At 73.0% G+C, this 16,954-nt stretch carries 15 protein-coding genes; 8 read left to right on the top strand and 7 right to left on the bottom strand.

The genetic code is table 11. The features are described from left to right. Positions 1-17: 17 nt before the first annotated feature. On the bottom strand, positions 18-1,184 hold the full coding sequence (locus AB0E88_RS21345; RefSeq protein WP_361632589.1) for a CoA transferase: 1,167 nt from the start codon (positions 1,182-1,184) through the stop codon (positions 18-20). Positions 1,185-1,493: 309 nt separating this feature from the next. Here AB0E88_RS21345 and AB0E88_RS21340 point away from each other — a divergent pair, with 309 nt between their 5' ends. Beyond that, entirely contained in the window at positions 1,494-2,060 is a 567-nt protein-coding gene (locus tag AB0E88_RS21340) for a hemerythrin domain-containing protein (RefSeq protein ID WP_361632587.1), read from the top strand. A gap of 253 nt (positions 2,061-2,313) precedes the next feature. Here the strand turns inward: AB0E88_RS21340 and AB0E88_RS21335 are convergent, their stop codons facing one another. Beyond that, positions 2,314-3,276, bottom strand: a complete 963-nt coding sequence (locus AB0E88_RS21335) for a glycosyltransferase family 9 protein (protein WP_361632585.1) — start codon at positions 3,274-3,276, stop codon at positions 2,314-2,316. Then, a complete protein-coding gene (locus tag AB0E88_RS21330) occupies positions 3,264-4,292 on the bottom strand; it encodes an NAD-dependent epimerase/dehydratase family protein (protein WP_361632583.1) in 1,029 nt (342 codons plus the stop codon). The genes AB0E88_RS21335 and AB0E88_RS21330 overlap by 13 nt, the downstream gene beginning before the upstream one ends. Before the next feature lie 467 nt (positions 4,293-4,759). Between AB0E88_RS21330 and AB0E88_RS21325 the strand changes: the two genes are divergently transcribed. Then, positions 4,760-6,064 carry an MFS transporter gene (locus AB0E88_RS21325; RefSeq protein WP_361632633.1) on the top strand — a complete coding sequence of 435 codons (1,305 nt, stop codon included), beginning with the start codon at positions 4,760-4,762 and terminating at the stop codon, positions 6,062-6,064. A gap of 480 nt (positions 6,065-6,544) precedes the next feature. On the opposite strand, the gene AB0E88_RS21320 is transcribed toward AB0E88_RS21325, so the two are convergent. Both AB0E88_RS21320 and AB0E88_RS21315 read right to left on the bottom strand, forming a co-directional pair. Continuing rightward, positions 6,545-7,069: a hypothetical protein gene (locus AB0E88_RS21320; RefSeq protein WP_361632581.1), complete on the bottom strand. Its 525-nt coding sequence runs from the start codon at positions 7,067-7,069 to the stop codon at positions 6,545-6,547. 175 nt (positions 7,070-7,244) lie between these two features. Then, complete coding sequence (locus tag AB0E88_RS21315) at positions 7,245-7,481, bottom strand: hypothetical protein (protein ID WP_361632579.1); 237 nt, start codon at positions 7,479-7,481, stop codon at positions 7,245-7,247. A gap of 300 nt (positions 7,482-7,781) precedes the next feature. Here AB0E88_RS21315 and AB0E88_RS21310 point away from each other — a divergent pair, with 300 nt between their 5' ends. The 4 genes from AB0E88_RS21310 to AB0E88_RS21295 all read left to right on the top strand — a co-directional run bounded on the left by AB0E88_RS21310 (position 7,782) and on the right by AB0E88_RS21295 (position 11,747). Further along, positions 7,782-8,405, top strand: a complete 624-nt coding sequence (locus tag AB0E88_RS21310; RefSeq protein ID WP_361632577.1) for an L-threonylcarbamoyladenylate synthase — start codon at positions 7,782-7,784, stop codon at positions 8,403-8,405. Positions 8,406-8,501: 96 nt separating this feature from the next. Beyond that, the gene (locus tag AB0E88_RS21305) at positions 8,502-9,266 is read left to right on the top strand and encodes a dienelactone hydrolase family protein (RefSeq protein ID WP_361632575.1); all 765 of its coding nucleotides are present in this window, start codon (positions 8,502-8,504) and stop codon (positions 9,264-9,266) included. A 155-nt stretch (positions 9,267-9,421) separates the two neighbouring features. Beyond that, complete coding sequence (locus AB0E88_RS21300) at positions 9,422-10,621, top strand: glycoside hydrolase family 64 protein (protein ID WP_361632573.1); 1,200 nt, start codon at positions 9,422-9,424, stop codon at positions 10,619-10,621. A gap of 97 nt (positions 10,622-10,718) precedes the next feature. After that, positions 10,719-11,747: an LLM class flavin-dependent oxidoreductase gene (locus tag AB0E88_RS21295; RefSeq protein WP_361632571.1), complete on the top strand. Its 1,029-nt coding sequence runs from the start codon at positions 10,719-10,721 to the stop codon at positions 11,745-11,747. 1 nt (position 11,748) lies between these two features. Here the strand turns inward: AB0E88_RS21295 and AB0E88_RS21290 are convergent, their stop codons facing one another. Next, positions 11,749-12,723, bottom strand: a complete 975-nt coding sequence (locus tag AB0E88_RS21290; RefSeq protein ID WP_361632569.1) for a TauD/TfdA family dioxygenase — start codon at positions 12,721-12,723, stop codon at positions 11,749-11,751. Positions 12,724-12,845: 122 nt separating this feature from the next. Next, positions 12,846-14,393, bottom strand: coding sequence for a glycoside hydrolase family 32 protein (locus AB0E88_RS21285; RefSeq protein ID WP_361632567.1), 1,548 nt, complete (start codon positions 14,391-14,393; stop codon positions 12,846-12,848). A gap of 160 nt (positions 14,394-14,553) precedes the next feature. Between AB0E88_RS21285 and AB0E88_RS21280 the strand changes: the two genes are divergently transcribed. Both AB0E88_RS21280 and AB0E88_RS21275 read left to right on the top strand, forming a co-directional pair. Further along, positions 14,554-15,963 carry an extracellular solute-binding protein gene (locus AB0E88_RS21280; protein WP_361632565.1) on the top strand — a complete coding sequence of 470 codons (1,410 nt, stop codon included), beginning with the start codon at positions 14,554-14,556 and terminating at the stop codon, positions 15,961-15,963. Then, complete coding sequence (locus AB0E88_RS21275; protein WP_361632563.1) at positions 15,953-16,951, top strand: sugar ABC transporter permease; 999 nt, start codon at positions 15,953-15,955, stop codon at positions 16,949-16,951. The genes AB0E88_RS21280 and AB0E88_RS21275 overlap by 11 nt, the downstream gene beginning before the upstream one ends. Positions 16,952-16,954 lie beyond the last annotated feature (3 nt).

The following is a 16,954-nucleotide window of genomic DNA, read 5'->3' as shown; positions in this document are numbered from 1 at the left end:
CTGCCCCGGGCCCGCCGTCAGCTGTCCAGCCACGCCCGGATGTCGTCCGTGTGTTCGCCCAGCCGGGGCGGACGGCGGTCGTAGCGGGGCGGCGTGCGGGAGAGGCCGATCGGGTTGGCGACCAGGTCCATCGGGGCACCGTCGGGCCCGGTGACCGTCGCGCGGGGACGCAGGCCGAGCGAGTCGGCCAGGTCGAACGCCTGGGCCACGTCGTTGACAGGTCCGCACGGAACGCCGAGCGGGGTGAGCCGGTCGAACCAGTCGGCCGCGGTGCGCTCGGCCAGCAGCGTGCCCAGCAGCCCGGCGAGCGCGTCGACGTGGGCCACCCGGCCGGCGTTGCTCGTGAAGCGCGGGTCGGCGGCGACGTGCGGCGCGTCGAGGCCCCGGCACAGCGCCGCGAACTGGCGGTCGTTGCCGACGGCCACGACGAACGGCCGGTCCTTCGCCCGGAACACCTCGTAGGGCGCGATCGAGGGGTGCCGGTTGCCGAGGATGCCCGGCACTCTGCCGGCGAGGGTGTAGCCGCCGGCCTGGTTGACGAGGCTGGAGAGCAGACAGGACAGCAGGTCGACCTGGACGTGCTGCCCCTCGCCGGTGGCGTCGCGGTGACGCAGGGCGGACAGCACCCCGACGGCCGCGTGCAGCCCGGTCAGGACGTCGACGACGGCGACGCCCGTCTTCACGGGCCGCCCGGGCTCGGCTCCGGTGACGCTCATCAGCCCGCCCACCGCCTGTACGAGCAGGTCGTACCCGGGCAGGGCCGCTCCCGGTCCGCTGCCGAAACCGGTCACCGAGCAGTACACCAGGCCCGGGTTCAGCTCCAGCGCCGGTCCCGGCCCGAGGCCGTACTTGTCCATCGTGCCGGGGCGGAAGTTCTCGAACAGGACATCGGCGCGGCGCACCAGCTCCCGGGCGCGTGCACGGTCGCCGTCGTCGCGCAGATCGAGTCCGACCGAACGCTTGTTGCGGTTGACGGACAGGTAGTACGTGGCTTCACCGTGGGCGTGCGGCGGCCCCCAGGCCCGGGTGTCGTCGCCGGTGTCCGGATGCTCCACCTTGATCACGTCGGCACCGAGGTCCGCCAGCAGCATCGTGGCGTACGGGGCGGCCAGGACGCGTCCGAAGTCGGCGACGAGGACTCCGGCCAGCGGGCTGCGGGCTGCTGCGCTGTGCGGCATCGGCATCCTTTCGGAACGGGCGCTCATCGCGCCCGGGCGGGGGCGGGGCGTGGGGCGTGCGGCGGTCATTCTCCGGGTGGACGACCGGGGGCGCACTCGACGGAATGTCCCGCACCGCCCCCTCCCCGCACGCCGCTGTGGCCAATGGACGGCCGCTGGACGGCCGCACCCTCTCTCCGACGGGGCGCTTCGCGGCTTCCTCCGGACGTGCCACGCGCCCCGGCGGCGCGTTAGCCCCGGGAGCCCCGGGGCACCCGTGGCGGACGGCGGTTCCGTCCGGGACCGCCGCGTGCCCTGCCCCGGAGGTGAAGGAACATGGCTGGCCATGGTGGAAACGTCATCGACGAACTGGTGACCGATCACCGGGAAGTCGAGGAGATGTTCGGCCAGATGGAGGCGCTGCCGCCCGGCAGCAAGGACCGCAAGCTCATCGCCGACAAGGTGACGATGGAACTGGTGCGGCACTCGGTGGCGGAGGAGGCCTACCTCTACCCGGCCGTGCGCGAGCACGTGCCCGGCGGTGACGCCATCGCCGACAAGGAGCTCGAGGACCACGCCGAGGCCGAGCAGATCATGAAGGACCTGGAGGGCTGCGACGCGACCGACCCGGAGTTCGACCGCCTCGTCGGCAGGCTCATGACGGAGATCCGCTCGCACGTGGCCGACGAGGAGGCCAACCTCTTCCCCAAGCTGCGCGCCGCGTGCCCTCCGGAGGCGCTGGACCAGCTGGGCGACAAGGTGCGTCAGGCGAAGAAGACGGCCCCGACCCGCCCGCACCCCATGGCACCGGACAAGCCGCCGGCCAACAAGATGCTGGCGCCCGGCGCGGGCCTGGTGGACCGGATCCGCGACGCGCTGTCCGGACGCGGCAAGCACGCCTGACCTCGCCCGATCGAGCACGCCTCACCTCGCCCGACCGAGCACGCTCACCTCGCACGTCGAAGGGCCCGCCGCTTCGGGGACGGCGGGCCCTTCCCCGTGCCGCAGGACCTGTGGCGGGGGACCTGTGCCGGGGGTTTGTGCAGGGGAAGCTGGGTGGGGGGAGCTTTGCCAGGGACCCACGGCGTGGGAGAAGTGGCGGGGCAGGGCGAGTCATGGGGGCATACGTCGTGTACGGGTGCCCCTCGCGGGTGCCTCATCCGGCCCCGGTCAGCAGCCGCCGCACGGCGTGGACCACGTCCCCCGGCGTGGCCTCCCGCTCCGCTCCGGCGCAGGTGTCGTCCGCGAAGAGGACCGTGGGCACCCTGTACGGCGCCCGGTCCCCCACCGGTGCCGCCTTCGAGGGCAGCGAGACGACGGGCGTGCCGACGGCCGCCGCGAGGTGCGCGGTGTCCGCGTCCCCGGCGACGACGCAGTCGGCCTGGCGCAGCACACCGCCGAGCGTGCGCGGTGAGGTCCGTCCGCCCAGGTCCACGGCCGTGTCGGCGGAGACCCGCCGGGTGACGGCGGCCTCCCGCGCGGTCCCGGTCACGGCGACCCGGTGCCCGGCGTCCGCGAGCAGGGCGGCGGTCCGCGCGCAGCGCTCGGCGCCCCACTCGGGGGACCGCGCCGCGGCGCCGGGGTGCAGCACGACGTAGGGTCCGTTGCCACCGGCGAGCTGAGCGGTGTCCGGCGCGGGCAGTACCCGCAGCCGGCCGTCGTCCCCGCTCCGGGGCCGAAAGCCCATGGCGGCGGCCGTGTCCAGGGCCGCCTCGGCCTCGTGGCGGCCGGGTTCGCGCCGGTGGCAGACGTCGAGGACACCGGCGGGCTCGTCCCCGTCGGCCCCGATCCGGGCCGCGCCGCGCACCGAGCGCAGCAGCCGGGCGACCGGCAGCGGGCTGTGCCCGGGCGGCGTGAGGACCACCGCGGTGTCGTACGCCGTCTCCCGCAGCCGCCGCAGCAGCTCCTCCCCCCGCTCCCCCACGCCCTCCGGCGCGTCCCCTTCCCAAACGACGACGTCCCCCACGTGCGGCAGCAGCCGGGCCGCCGGTGCGCCTGCACGGCTGCACAGCATCGTGACGTCACCGGTCCGGGCGGCCACCGCGCGCACGGCGGGCCCCGCGAGCAGGACGCCGGCGAATCCGTCGAGCCGTACGACCAGTGCCGTCACGACAGCCATCCGCTGCCGCCGGCACCCACGATCGCGGGAGTGGGCGCCGGCCGTGCGGCGGCCAGGGTGCGTTCCAGGCCCTCCTGCCAGGAGACCCTGGGACGCCAGCCGAAGAGTTCGCGCGCGAAACCGGTGTCCGGCCGATGCGGACCGGGCGCGCCGACCGTGCCGTCCGTGAACTGCAGCGGCGCGTCGGAGCCGGTCAGCTCGATCACCCGGCGGGCCAGCTCGGCGAGCGGCACCTGCTCCTCGCCGCCGATGTCGAGCGGCCGCACCGAGCGGCCGGCGGCCACCCGCAGCAGCCCGTCCACGGCGTCGTCGACGTAGCACAGCGACACCGTCCGGCTGCCGTCACCGGCCACCGTGACGGGGTCACCGTGCTCGGCCTGGGCGAGCAGCCGGGAGAGCGGGCGGTCGTCGTCGGGGCGCATCCGCGGACCGTAGGTGTCGAAGACCCGCACGATGCCGGCGTTGCTGCCGCGGGCGCCCGCATGGGCGGCGACCAGCGCCTCGGAGAAGCGCTTGGTCTCGGCGTAGGCGCCGCACGGGTCGACCGGATCGGCGTAGGCGTGTCCGTCGCCGGTACAGGGGGCCCCGAGGGCGCCGCCGGTGAGTTCGCAGGCCTCGCACGCCGAGGCCAGCAGGAAGCGGGCACCGTCCCGTTCGGCGACGGCGAGCGCGTGGCGGGTGCCGAGGCTGCCGGCGTCGAGCGTTTCCAGCGGGCGGCGCCGACAGTCGGCGGGCGAGGCGGGCCCGGCCAGGTGCAGAACGAGGTCGTAAGGGCCGGTCAGGACGTCGGGGCAACCGGGGTCGGCCACGTCCAGTTCAAGGAAGCGGAAGCCCTGGCGGTCGGCCACGGGGGCGACATTCTCCGGGCGGCCCGTCGAGAGATCGTCGAGGCAGTCGACTTCGACCCCTGAATCCAGCAGGCGCGTCACCAGGTGCGAGCCGAGGAATCCGGCCCCGCCCGTGACCAGGGCCCGCCGCCACGGGGGCGGAGAGGCGAGCGTGGGTTCCGACGTCATGAGAAGGACACTCCTTCCCCGGCGGTGCGTGCTCTGCACTGAGGGCCGCTCCCGGGTGCCCCTGCGAGTCGCTTTCATGCTCTGACGTCTGATGCGGAGGGGGCGGGTGGCATTCAGGGTGGGCTCACGTGGGTGACGGGCGCCACGTCGTCCGGCGCCGTCGAAGCGGCGCTCCGATCTCTGTGAGCAAACCCACTCGACCCTCAACTGCGGTGTCCGCGGGTCGTTTTACAGGACCCGGCACGATCACCGGGCGGACGGTGGCCAGCACTCGGTACCCCCTTCTGCCACGATGGTCGGCGCCGTGATCCGGCATCCGAACGACCGTGCAGCGCAGCCGGCGTTCCCCGTGACCGCCGACCGCCCCTCAGGGGCCCCGACTCGTCTTCGAGTGCCGCACTGTGTCTTCCTTGTCTTCCCCTCCTGACTCCGCCCTGCCCGCTCCCGCCGCCGCGCCGGGCCCCCGCGTGTCCCGCTCGCCCTGGCGCGCCCTGCGTCACCGCGGCATGCGCTGGTGGTCGCTGGCGAACTTCGTCTCCAACGCCGGCACCTGGATGCAGCTCACGGTGCAGAACCTGCTGGTCCTGCAGATCACCGGGTCCGCCGCCGCGACCGGCCTGTCGATGTCGGTGCAGGCCGCGCCCGCGCTGTTCATGAGCCTGCTGGGCGGCGCGGCCGTGGACCGCTGGCCGCGGAAGCTGACCGCGACCGTCAGCCAGGCGCTGCTCGGGGCCGTCGCCTTCGTCACGGCTCTGCTCGTGGCGCTGGACCGGCTGGACATGACCTCGCTGATGATCCTCGCGGCCGTCACGGGCATCGTCGCCACGGTCGACGGACCGGCGTGCGCCCTGCTCGGCAACGACCTCGTGCCGGCGGAGGACCTGCCCTCCGCGATCGGCGTGGGCGCCCTCGTGCACAACGCCGGCCGGCTCACCGGCGCGGCCCTGGCGGGCGTCACCGTCGGATTCCTCGGGACGGCCGCCGCGTACGCCGGGAACGGGCTGTCGTTCCTGTTCGTCGCCGCCGTCATCCCCTTCCTGCGGCCCGCACCCGGGGCGCCCGGGCGAGGCGAAGGTGCCGCGCGCCCGGCCGCCGCGGCGCCGCGCCGTGAGCAGGGACAGGACATGACCGTGCGGCAGGGGCTCGCCTTCTTCGCCCGACGGCCCCGGCTGCTGGCGCTGGCCGGTATCACCGGCATCAGCGCGGTCTTCGGCCGCAACTACCAGCTGACGCTCGCCGTCCTGGTCACCGGCCCCCTCGCGGGCGGCGCGGCTTCCTTCGGCACCGTCTCCACCGTGCTCGCGGTCGGCGGCATGCTCGGCGCGGTCCTGGGTGCGCGGCTGCACCGGCCGTCGGTGCGGCTGGTCGGCATGCTGGCCGCCGTGGGCGGGCTGCTGCAGGTGGTCGCCGGGCTGTCGCCGTCGCTGGCGGTGCTGCTGGTGATGGTGCTGCCGATGGCCGTGGTGGAGTCCGTCTCCGACACCGCGGGCACGGCCGTGCTCCAGACGGACCCGCCGGCCCATCTGCGCGGCCGGGTGCTGGGCGTATGGGGCAGCATCGGAACGGTGTGGGGTCTCGGCGGACCGCCGGCGCTCGGCCTGCTGATGGAGTGGGCGGGCGCGCGGGGGGCCCTCGTCGCGGGGGGTCTTCTCATCGCGGGCACGATCGGTGCGGGGATGCTGCTGCGGGACCGCCGTGCGGCCGTGCCGGTGGCTCTTCGGCCGCAGGAGGGGGACCTGACGGGGCGGGAGGCTTTGGGTACGGCGGCTTGAGCGGGTGCGGGTGCCTGCGGAGCCTGTGCGTTGTGCCTGCGGCGCGGGGTGCGTTGTTGCTCTGCGGGTGCGTGGGGGCTGGGCGCCGTTGCCTGCGGCGCCCGTTGCCTGCGGCGCCTGTGCCGGTTCCCTGTGGCTGGGCGCCGTTGCCTGCGGCGCCCGTTGCCTGCGGCGCCTGTGCCGGTTCCCTGTGGCTGGGCGCCGTTGCCTGCGGCGCCTGTGCGGGTTCGTTGTGGCTGGTCGCGCCGTTCCCCGCGCCCCTTTTTTTGCCTGCGGCGGCCCGTGCCGGTGCGTGGTCGGTTGCGGTCTCGCCTGCGGCCGGTTCCCACGGCGGGGCCGGGGTGGGGGGTGTCCGTCCTCGGTCCGGCCGGCCGTCGCTTGGTACGGCGCCCTGTGCCGGTGCCGGACGCTGCGGGCGGACACCCCCCACCCCGGCCCCTTCCCGCCGTACGCGGGTGCGGGGCGTCGTCAACGACGGGTTCAGGCGACGAGGGCCTGGCCCGGTCGCAGGAGGTCCAGCAGCGGGGCGTGGTGGAGTTCGGCCACGGGGGCGAGGAGATCCGGGTGGCGCAGGAGTGCGGCTGCGCGGCGGTCGCCGTCGTCGGGGGTGACCAGGCGGCGGAACTCCACCGGAAGACCGAGGGCGTGGTCGCCCTCCATGAGCGCGGCCACCGCCAGCGCCGCCAGGTCCTCGTCCACCAGCAGGCAGGCCGCCCAGCTGGCCACGACCTCGTCGACCCAGCTCCGCCAGGCGTCCTCGACGCCGTCGGTGGCCGTGCCGTCCGCGCCGGTGATCCAGTCGAGTCGGCCGGAGCCACCGGGCCCGGCCATGCCGACCAGGGCCGCGTCCATCAGCGTCGGGTAGCGCAGCCAGGCGGCGACCGTCACGGCCTGCCGGGCCTGGACCTCGCACAGGACGGAGGAGAGCGCGCCGCCGCATGCCGGGTAGGCGCTGGTCAGCCAGTGGGAGGTCGCCGCGATGAGCGGGGAGAGGTCTGCGTGCACTGCGGGGCCGTCCGAAGCCGCTGGGGGAAGGGGAATGCACAAAACGGTAGCCCGTGACCCCGCCGCCCCGGTCCCCGTGGACGGCGTGGTTTCGACCACACCGCCGGGGGCGGGCCCGGTACGCGAAGAGGCCCGCACCCTTCTCCGGATACGGGCCCGTTCTCGTCCGCGGGGTTCAGCTGCCGCTCAGCCGCGCACGCAGCAGCTCCTTGCCCAGCTCGGCGCCCTTGCGGCTGTCCGCCTGGGCCTTGCGGAACAGGTCGGCGACCTCGGTGTCCTTCTCGCGCTCGGCGTCCTGGATGTAGTTCTCCAGCCGGAGCGCGTTGCTCAGGCACGCCTCGACGTACCAGATCAGGTTGTAGTCCTTGTCCTGCGTGCCGGTGACGCCGCCGGTCTCCGTGTTGCTGGTCATGCGGGCACCCTCCGTCCGATTCAGCGGTTGCCGTCGATGCGACGGGCGGGTACCCGTCCGTCCCCCCTGCACACGTCGCCCTCGCCACCCCTGACGTTCTCCGCCTGTGCCGGTCCGTTGCGGGTGGTGGGCTGGTGTCACGCCTGCGGTGTGCGGTGGGTCGGGCCCGAGGACAGTCACGGCGCACCTGTAAGGACCCGGTGCCGGCCGCCCAGGGGCTGACGGTGGGTGGGGCTCGCAGCGCGAGGCGGGCCGCGGGGCGCGTCGGCGGGTGTGCCGCCGGGGGCATAAGCTCGGCGGATGGCGAAGTACTTCGACGTGCACCCCGACAACCCGCAGCCCCGCACCATCGCGCAGGTCGCCGCGAGCATCCGGAACGACGACGCGCTCGTCGCGTATCCGACGGACTCCTGTTACGCGCTGGGCTGCCGGCTCGGCAGCCGTGACGGCATGGAGCGGATTCGTTCCATCCGGCAGCTGGACGACAAGCACCACTTCACCCTGGTGTGCCAGGACTTCGCGCAGCTGGGCCAGTTCGTACGGGTGGACAACGACGTGTTCCGGGCGGTCAAGGCCTCGACGCCCGGGAGTTACACCTTCATCCTGCCGGCGACCAGGGAGGTGCCGCGCATGCTGCAGCACCCCAAGAAGAAGACCGTCGGCGTGCGCATCCCCGACCACACCGTCACCCAGGCGCTGGTCGCCGAGCTCGGGGAGCCGCTGGTGTCGAGCACGCTGCTGCTGCCCGGCGAGGAGGAGCCGATGACGCAGGGGTGGGAGATCAAGGACCGCCTCGACCACGTGGTGGACGCGGTGCTCGACTCCGGTGAGTGCGGCACCGAGCCGACGACCGTCGTGGACTTCTCCGGTGGCGAGGCCGAGATCGTGCGGCGCGGCGCCGGGGACGTCAGCCGCTTCGAGTAGGAGGGCCGGGCGGGGCAAGTCCGTGGTGTGTGCAACGATGTGGGGGTTCCGGTCCTCCGGATCCAGGACCCGCCGACCGTGATGAGGTACCGCACCATGACCTCCGTGCAGGGCACCGACGTCGAGATCCCCGCCGCCGACGGCACCGCCGACGCCTACCTGGCCCGTCCCTCCGACGGGCGGCCGCGTCCGGCGGTCCTGCTCTACCAGGACGCCTTCGGGCTGCGCCCGCACCTGCGGTCCATGGCCGACCGGATCGCCGGCGCCGGGTACACCGTGCTGGTGCCCAACGTCTTCTACCGGCATGGGCGGGCGCCGGTCGTGGAGCTGCCCGAGTTCATCGATCCGGACGCGCGTCCGGGGATGTGGCAGCAGCTGCGTCCGATCATGCAGTCGCTGACCGCCGAGCGCTCGATGCGGGACGCCGGCGCCTACCTGGAGTGGCTTGCCGCATCGCCGTACGTGGCCGAGGGGCCCGTGGCGATCACCGGTTACTGCATGGGCGCGCGGCTCGCGCTGCGCACGGCCGGGGCGTATCCGGACCGGGTCGCCGCGGCGGCCGGCTTCCACGGCGGGCGGCTCGCGACCGACGCCGCGGACAGCCCCCACCTGGTGGCGGACCGGGTGAAGGCGGAGCTGTACTTCGGGCACGCCGACCAGGACCCGTCCATGGACCCCGAGCAGATACGGCGGCTGGAGGACGCGCTCACCGCGGCGGGCGTCCGGCACCGTTGCGAGGTCTACCCGGGTGCGCCGCACGGGTACACCCAGGCCGACACCGCCGCGTACCAGAAGGAAGGTGCGGAGCGGCACTGGGTCGCGCTGTTCGGTCTCCTGGAGCGCACGTTCGGCGAACGGTGATCTGGGCAAGACGCCCGTGGCCGTAGCGGCACGGGCGTCTTTCTCTGTGCGGGTTGTTGACATGAGCGCGTCTCGACGCAACTCTGAGAGCGCTCTCAAAGCGGTCCGGACCAAGTCCCGACCGCCCCTTCCCCCACACCGTACGGAGGTGCAGCGTGCTCGCACGCCTGAAGCACCGGGTCCTCGCCGCGACGGCGACGGCAGCCCTGATCGGTGGCGTCGTCGCCGTACAGGCGCCGTCGGCGGCGCACGCCTCGGTGCCGGACACGATCCCGCTGAAACTGACCAACAACTCCGGCCGCTCGGAGTCCGTGTACGTCTACACGCTCGGCACCCTGCTGACGACCGGTCAGCAGGGATGGGCGGATGCCGATGGCGGCTTCCACCCCTGGCCGGGCGGCGGCATACCGCCCGTGCCCGCACCGGACGCGTCGATCCCCGGGCCCGCCGCCGGGCAGTCGAAGACGATCCGCATTCCGAAGCTGTCCGGCCGGATCTACTTCTCCTACGGCCGCAAGCTGGACTTCCGGCTGGCGACCGGCGGCCTGGTGCAGCCGGCCGTGCAGAATCCCAGCGACCCCAACCGGGACACGCTGTTCAACTGGTCGGAGTACACGCTCGACGACGGCGGCCTGTGGCTCAACAGCACCCAGGTGGACATGTTCTCCGCGCCGTACGCCGTCGGGGTGCGGCGGTCCGACGGCAGCACGGTGAGCACCGGGCACCTCAAGGCGGGCGGGTACCACGCGGTGTTCGACGCGCTGCGCGCCCAGGCGGGCGGCTGGGGCAAGCTGATCCAGACCCGGTCCGACGGTACGGCGCTGCGGGCGCTGTCCCCGGGGCACGGGCTGGAGAGCGGCGCGCTGCCGGCGTCCGTCATGGACGACTACATCAACCGGGTCTGGCAGAAGTACACCGGCGCCACGCTGACCGTGACCCCGTTCGCCGACCAGCCCGGCAAGAAGTTCTACGGCAGGGTCTCCGGTGGCGTCATGAACTTCACCGACGGCACGGGCGCGGTCGTGACGTCGTTCAGCAAGCCGGACGCGGACAGCGTCTTCGGCTGCCACAAGCTGCTGGACGCCCCCAACGACGCGGTGCGCGGACCGATCTCGCGCACGCTGTGCGCGGGCTTCAACCGCACCACGCTGCTGACCAACCCCAGTCAGCCGGACACCTCGGCCGCCGGTTTCTACCAGGACGCGGTGACCAACCACTACGCCCGGATCATCCACGACCGCATGGCCGACGGCACGGCGTACGCCTTCGCCTTCGACGATGTGGGGCACCACGAGTCACTGGTGCACGACGGCGCTCCGCAGCAGGCGTATCTGACGCTGGATCCGCTGGACTGACCTCGGCCGAAACCGTTCATACCGTCGCAATGTCCGGATCGTAGGATCGTCGCGAGGCCTTGGACGGCACCCAGGTGCCCGGACGACGGAGGTGCCCGTGCCACCCGCCGCACGCCCCCTGCGCAAGCTCGGCTTCCTGACGATCGGCCTGTTCGACGAGGCCGATCCGGGCCGCGGTCACGCCTCGACGCTGGAACTGATCGAGCTCGGTGAACGGCTCGGGTTCGACAGCGCCTGGGTGCGGCACCGGCACCTGCAGTACGGCATCTCGTCACCGGTCGCCGTGCTGGCGGCGGCCTCGCAGCGCACCCGGCGGATCGAGCTGGGCACCGCGGTGATCCCGCTGGGCTGGGAGAACCCGCTGCGGCTGGCGGAGGACCTGGCGACCGTGGACGTCCTGTCCGGCGGCCGCCTCAACCCCGGCGTGAGTGTGGGGCCGCCGACCCACTTCGACCAGGTGAAGGGCGCCCTGTACCCGGACAGCGCCGAGGTGGAGGACTTCGGTTACGGGCGGCTGGAACGGCTGCTGGACGCGGTGCGGGGCAAGCCGGTCACCGACTTCAGCGGGCGGGAGGGGTTCGAGATCTACTCCGACCGGGTCCAGCCGCACTCCCCCGGGCTCGGCGGCCGGCTCTGGTACGGCGGCGGCAGCCTGCGCTCGGCCCGGTGGGCCGGTGAGCACGGGATGAACCTGCTGACCAGCAGCGTCGTCAAGGCCGAGGAGGCACAGGGGCCGTGGGACTTCGCGCGCATCCAGCGGGAGCTGATCCGCGCCTTCCGGGCGGCCCATCCGGACGGCGCGGCCGCCCGGGTCTCGCAGGGGCTGGTCGTCGTCCCGACGGACTCCGCCACCCCCGCGCAGCGCGCCCGGTACGAGGCGTACGCGGCCGCCCGGCTGCCGCGTACGGCGTCCCCGCAGGGTCCCGGGCGGCTGTTGTTCGCCCCGGATCTGGTCGGCCCGTCCGAGGAGATCGCCGCGCGTCTGCACGCCGACCCCGCGTTCCGTGAGGTGGACGAGGTGGCGTTCGCGCTGCCGTTCACCTTCGGGCACGAGGACTACGTGCAGATCCTCACCGACACGGCGACCAGGCTGGGACCGGCCCTGGGGTGGCGGCCCGCGGGCTGACCTACCAGCGGCCAGGCGCGCTCCCGGTGATCGCCTCCGAGGGCCGGCCGTCGACCCCGGTGGGCACGTCCCCGGCGAGCATCACCCGGTGCATGATCCGCGGGAAGCCGAGGTGGGCGGTGTCGCCGGGCGCGAGGTGGATGGTGGCCCGGTTGTCCCAGAAGGCGACGGTGCCCGGCTCCCAGTGCAGGCGCACCGTGTACTCGGGCCGGACCGCCTGTTCCAGGAGCATGTCGAGGACGGCCCGGCTCTCGTGACGGGAGAGCCCGCTGATCTGCTCGACGTAGTAGCCGTTGACGAAGAGGATCCGCTCACCGGTCTCCGGGTGGACCCGCACCAGCGGATGCACGGTCGCGGTCTGGTGGTCGAGCAGATGGCGGACGTAGGCGTCGTCACCGGGCCGAGGCTGGTAGCCGACGCCGAGGCGGTGCTCGGCTCGCAACCCGTCCACGAACTCCCGCACGGGTGCGGACAGTCCTGCGTACGCGGCGGCCAGATTGGACCAGGTGGTGTCGCCGCCGTACGGCGGTACGGTCTCGGCGCGCAGGATCGTCGCGGCCGGCGGGTCGACGCGGGCGCCGTGGTCGCAGTGCCAGCCGCGCAGCAGGGTGTGGCGGCGGCGCCGCAGCCACTCGTCGTGCTCCATCCCGAACCGTCCGCCCAGTTCGAGGCGGTCGGCGGTGGTCTCGATCTCGGGTACGCCGGCCGGGGAGGCACTGCCCCGCCGGGGCAGCAGCACCGGCTCCCCGAACCGGCGTGCGAAGGCGACATGGGTGGCGTGGTCGAGGCGCTGCCCGCGGAAGAACACCACCTTCCAGCGCAGCACGGCCGCGCGGATCGCGGCGACCGCCTCCGCGCTCAGCTCCCCGGCCAGATCGACGCCGTCGATCTCGGCCCCGATGTGTCCGGCGACCGGCCGCACCTCCACTCCGGCCCCCGGCGTGGTCCCGTCCGTCCCCGTGCTGTCCGCCGTCATACGCACTCCGGTGCTCGTGGGCGTTCCCGTCATCGAAGATCGTGACAGGGAACGCCCGCGGGGGCGAGAGCGCGCCTGCCGGATCCGGCCGAGGCCGCCGCGTGCGAGGCCCGACGCCGGCCTCACACCGTGAACTCCCGGACGACCACGTCCCGGAACACCGCGGGGCCGTCGACCGTGAACAGGGCCACGCCGGAGTCGATGAGGTAGGGGAAGACCTCCGACGAGTGGACGTGGCGGCCGTCGCCGACGAACATCTCCACGCTCGTGCGGTCCACCAGGATGCGCAGCCGTACCGAGCGTGCCGCCGGATCGAAGGGGCTGTGGCTCTCCTGCCAGCGGGACGAGGCGTCGGGGTTCACGGTGGCGCGGCGGTTGAGGAAGGCGTAGTCGCCGTAGATCCCGGCGTCGATGTGGCGGACGCCGTCGGGTGAGCGGCGCAGTTGCAGACCGGCGCCGGTGAGCCGGTCCCAGGTGATCTCGCAGCTGATCTCGTAGGACGTGCCCCGGTAGTCGAGGAGCCGGGTGCCGTCGACCGGTACGTCACCCAGCCGCACCGTCCGGGAGACGTACCTGTCGAGCGCGGACACCGGGCTCGACGCCAGGTAGTAGCCGCCCGTCCCGGCCCGCACCAGGCGGATCTCGCGGACGATCGAGTCCGTGCCGTTGAAGCCGTCGCAGTCGATGGTGGGTGTGGTGTGCGCGTAGTCCCAGTTGTTCAGCCAGCCCAGCGCGTAGCGTGCCCGCTCGTCGAGGGTGCCCTGGGCGTCGCGCTTGTCGAAGGTGACGGCCGCGTACCAGTCCCAGCCGTGGTCGAGCCACTGCGGTTCGGTCGCGTCGGGGGTGAAGTGCGCGCCGTCGAAGGCTCCCGTCCAGTAGGCGTACGTGTTCGGCAGGCCCGCGCCCTTGCCGTTGGCGCTCGCGCCCAGGACCCACCTGGGCGTGCCGTCGTCGGCGGTGATGCGGAACAGGTCGGGGCACTCCAGCACGCCGGTGCCGTCGTGCGTGAAGGAGCCGGCGGAGGTCCAGTTGCGCAGGTCGGGTGAGTGGTGGAAGCCGAGCTTGTTCCCCTCGGCGAGCACCATCACCCAGCGGCCGCGTTCGTCGTCGCGGATCACCTTCGGGTCGCGGAAGTCGCGCACCCCGGGGTTCGGCAGGACGGGCGCGGTGCCGTGCGGCCGGAAGGTGCGGCCGCCGTCGGTCGAGACGTACAGGAACTGGGCCTGGGAGGTCGGGCCGTCGTCGGGCGACATGGTCACGAGGACGACCACCGCGCCCTTGCCGAAGCCCGCCGTGCCCTCGGTGTCCACGACCGCCGAGCCCGACCAGACGTCGCCGTTGGGGGTGGTGTCCTTGGGCACGGCGATACCGCGGTCGGTGAAGGAGACCAGGTCGGAGCTGGTGGCCAGGCGCCAGGCGGTGCCGACGGCGCCGGTCGTGTAGTCCGCGTTGTAGAGGTAGTAGTACCGGTACTCGCCGTCGATCCAGACCGGGCGCTGCGGGTCGTTCTTCCACTGGTCGGGCACGGTGAGGTGGTAGCGGGCGCGGTAGCTCGCGCAGCCCGCCGCGGGCCTCGGTCGCGCCGCCGCCGGAGCCGCGGCCGGCAGGAGCGCCGCTGTCGCTCCCGCGGCCGAACCGGCGAACAGGGCCCTTCTGGACATGCCACGCATCACTCTTCGTTCCTCTCGTCGGGAAAACGGCGGCTCGTGTGGACCAGGACTGTAGACCTAACTCGTTAAAGGTCAAGGCGCGCAACGGTCTTGACACAGGCGCGACCCGGTTCCCATCATCTGGGCATCACTGCTCGACTAACACGAGTTAGGCCCGTCGATGACCGACCCGCACCTCCCACGCCGCACCTTGCTGCGGTACGGCGCCTACGGCACGGCCGCAGCCGCCGTCGCCGGTACCGCCGCGAGCTGGGACCGGCTCACCGGAGCCGACATCCCCGGCCGCGACGACGGCTCCCTCGTCGTCGCGACGCTCGGCTCCGCGTTCTCCCCGGACGGCGTGCGCACCCTGCTGGACGGATTCCGCAGGCTGCACCCCGGCATCAAGGTCCGCATCAACGCCGTACAGGCCGTGGACTGGTCGGACTTCTTCGCCAAGATCCTCACCCAGATCGCCGCGGGCACCGCGCCCGACCTGGTCTATGTGGCCACCGAGGGCGTGCAGTTGTTCGCGCAGCGCCTCGGCGTGGCGCTCGACAGGTGGGTGAAGCGGGACGCGGCCGAGCTGCGCGAGTACTTCGCCGACGTCCACCCCTCGCTGGTCGAGTCGATGATGTACGAGGGGAGCCTGTACCAGCTGCCGATCGAGTTCAACGCCGCCGACATGTACCTCAGCACGCAGGTGCTGCGGCGGGCCGGCGCCGGATTCCCGGACGCCGAGTGGACCCGGGACGACTTCACCGCGCTGCTGCGCCGGATGAAGCGGGCGAGCGACTCCCACTTCACGCCGTACTTCTGGACCAACCGGCTGTGGGGCGGTGTCGTGCCCTGGCTGTTCGCGAACGACACCAACCTGCTGGCCGAGTCCAAGGCCCCGGGCGGCGACTGGCTGTGGAACGCCTTCTACCCGGCCGGACAGCGGCGCGGGCGCGGCGGCGGCTTCCGCTGGACCACGCCGCAGGCCACCTCCGACCGGGTCGAGGAGACGTACGACTACCTCGCCTCCCTGGTCCGCGACGGGCTGTGCAGCCGCCCCGAGGGCGGCAACGGGCAGAACCTGATCGGTGTGTTCTCCACCGGCCGGGTCGGCGTCACCCCCGCGGGCGGCTTCTGGGCGGGCGGCCTGCATCTGGCGGGGGTGGGGCGGGACGGCTTCGACACCCAGTACTTCCCCCGCTGGCGCACCCACCGTATGCAGTACGGCGCGGCCGGCTACGCCATGCTGCGCACCTCCAAGCGGCAGGACGAGGCCTGGGAGTTCATCAAGTACTCCGCCCGCCGCGACACCCTGACCGAGCTGTTCAGCACCAACCAGACGACCCCGGCACGCCGCTCGATGCTGACGGCCGACCGCTACCGGCAGACCGGCCCGGCGCACTGGCGGGTCTTCTACGACACCCTCGACCGGTTCCCCGGCACCGGGCCGATCCCGGCGCCCCCGCAGGTCGCCGAGGTGGAGCAGGTGCTGCTGAAACACACCGGCACGGCCCTGTCCTCCCCGCGTGCGGTGCGCCCGGCGCTGCGCCGGATGCAGGGCGATCTGGAGAAGGCCATGGAGCGTGCGATATGACGAACACCCAGGTCCCGCCTGCGCGCGCGGCACACCCCCAGGCGCCGCCCGCCGCCCCCGGACGGCCGGGCCCGCGCGAGCGCGGCACCCGGCCCCCGGACGGCCGGGCCCGCGCGAGCGCGGCACCCGGCTGCTGGCCACCCTGTTCCTCGCGCCCACGATCGTCGGCATCGTCGTCTTCACGGTCGTGCCGATCGTCGGCTCGGTGGTGCTGAGCCTGTTCCACTGGAACGTCATCGACTCCCCCGGCTTCGCGGGCGTCGCCAACTACCGGGAGGTGTTCGGCGACTCCACCGTGCTGGTCTCCTTCCGCAACACGCTGGTCTTCATGGTGCTGGCCGTGGCCCTGCAACTGCTGATCGCGCTGGTGCTGGCGATCGTGGTGAACGGCCGCATGCCGCTCTGGCTGCGCTCGGTGTTCCGCTCGGCGTTCTTCTTCCCGCTGGTGCTGTCCGCGGCGTCGATCTCGGTGGTGATGAAGTACCTGTTCAACCAGGACTTCGGTGTCGTGAACTGGGCGCTCGGGCTGATCGGGATCGCCCCGGTGCCGTGGCTGACGTCGGAGCACGCGGCGATGGCGGCGGTGATCCTGGTCTACGTCTGGCAGCAGTTCGGGTTTTCCTTCCTGCTGTTCGTGGGCGGTCTGAACAACATCCCGAAGGAGGTCCACGAGGCGGCCTCGCTGGACGGGGCGACCGGCCTGCGCAAACACCTCGCCATCACGCTGCCGCTGCTGTCGCCCACGCTGCTGGTCGCGTCCGTGGTGGGCATCATCAACGCCCTCCAGGTCTTCGAGCAGCCGTATGTGCTGACGAACGGCGGGCCGGGCGACTCCACCCGCACCGTGGTGATGGTCATCTACGAGACCGCGTTCGAGCAGCTGCGCTTCGGTGAGGCGTCCGCGGTCGGCGTGCTGCTGTTCGTGCTGATCATGGCCGTCACCGCCCTCCAGTTCCGGCTCAGCCGGCGTTTCGTCCACTACCAGTGAGCC

Origin of the sequence: Streptomyces sp. NPDC028635 (assembly GCF_040637635.1) — a bacterium.
Taxonomy (GTDB): domain Bacteria; phylum Actinomycetota; class Actinomycetes; order Streptomycetales; family Streptomycetaceae; genus Streptomyces.
Note: the sequence above shows the minus strand (reverse complement) of the source record. Positions and strands in the feature narration are given on the sequence as shown.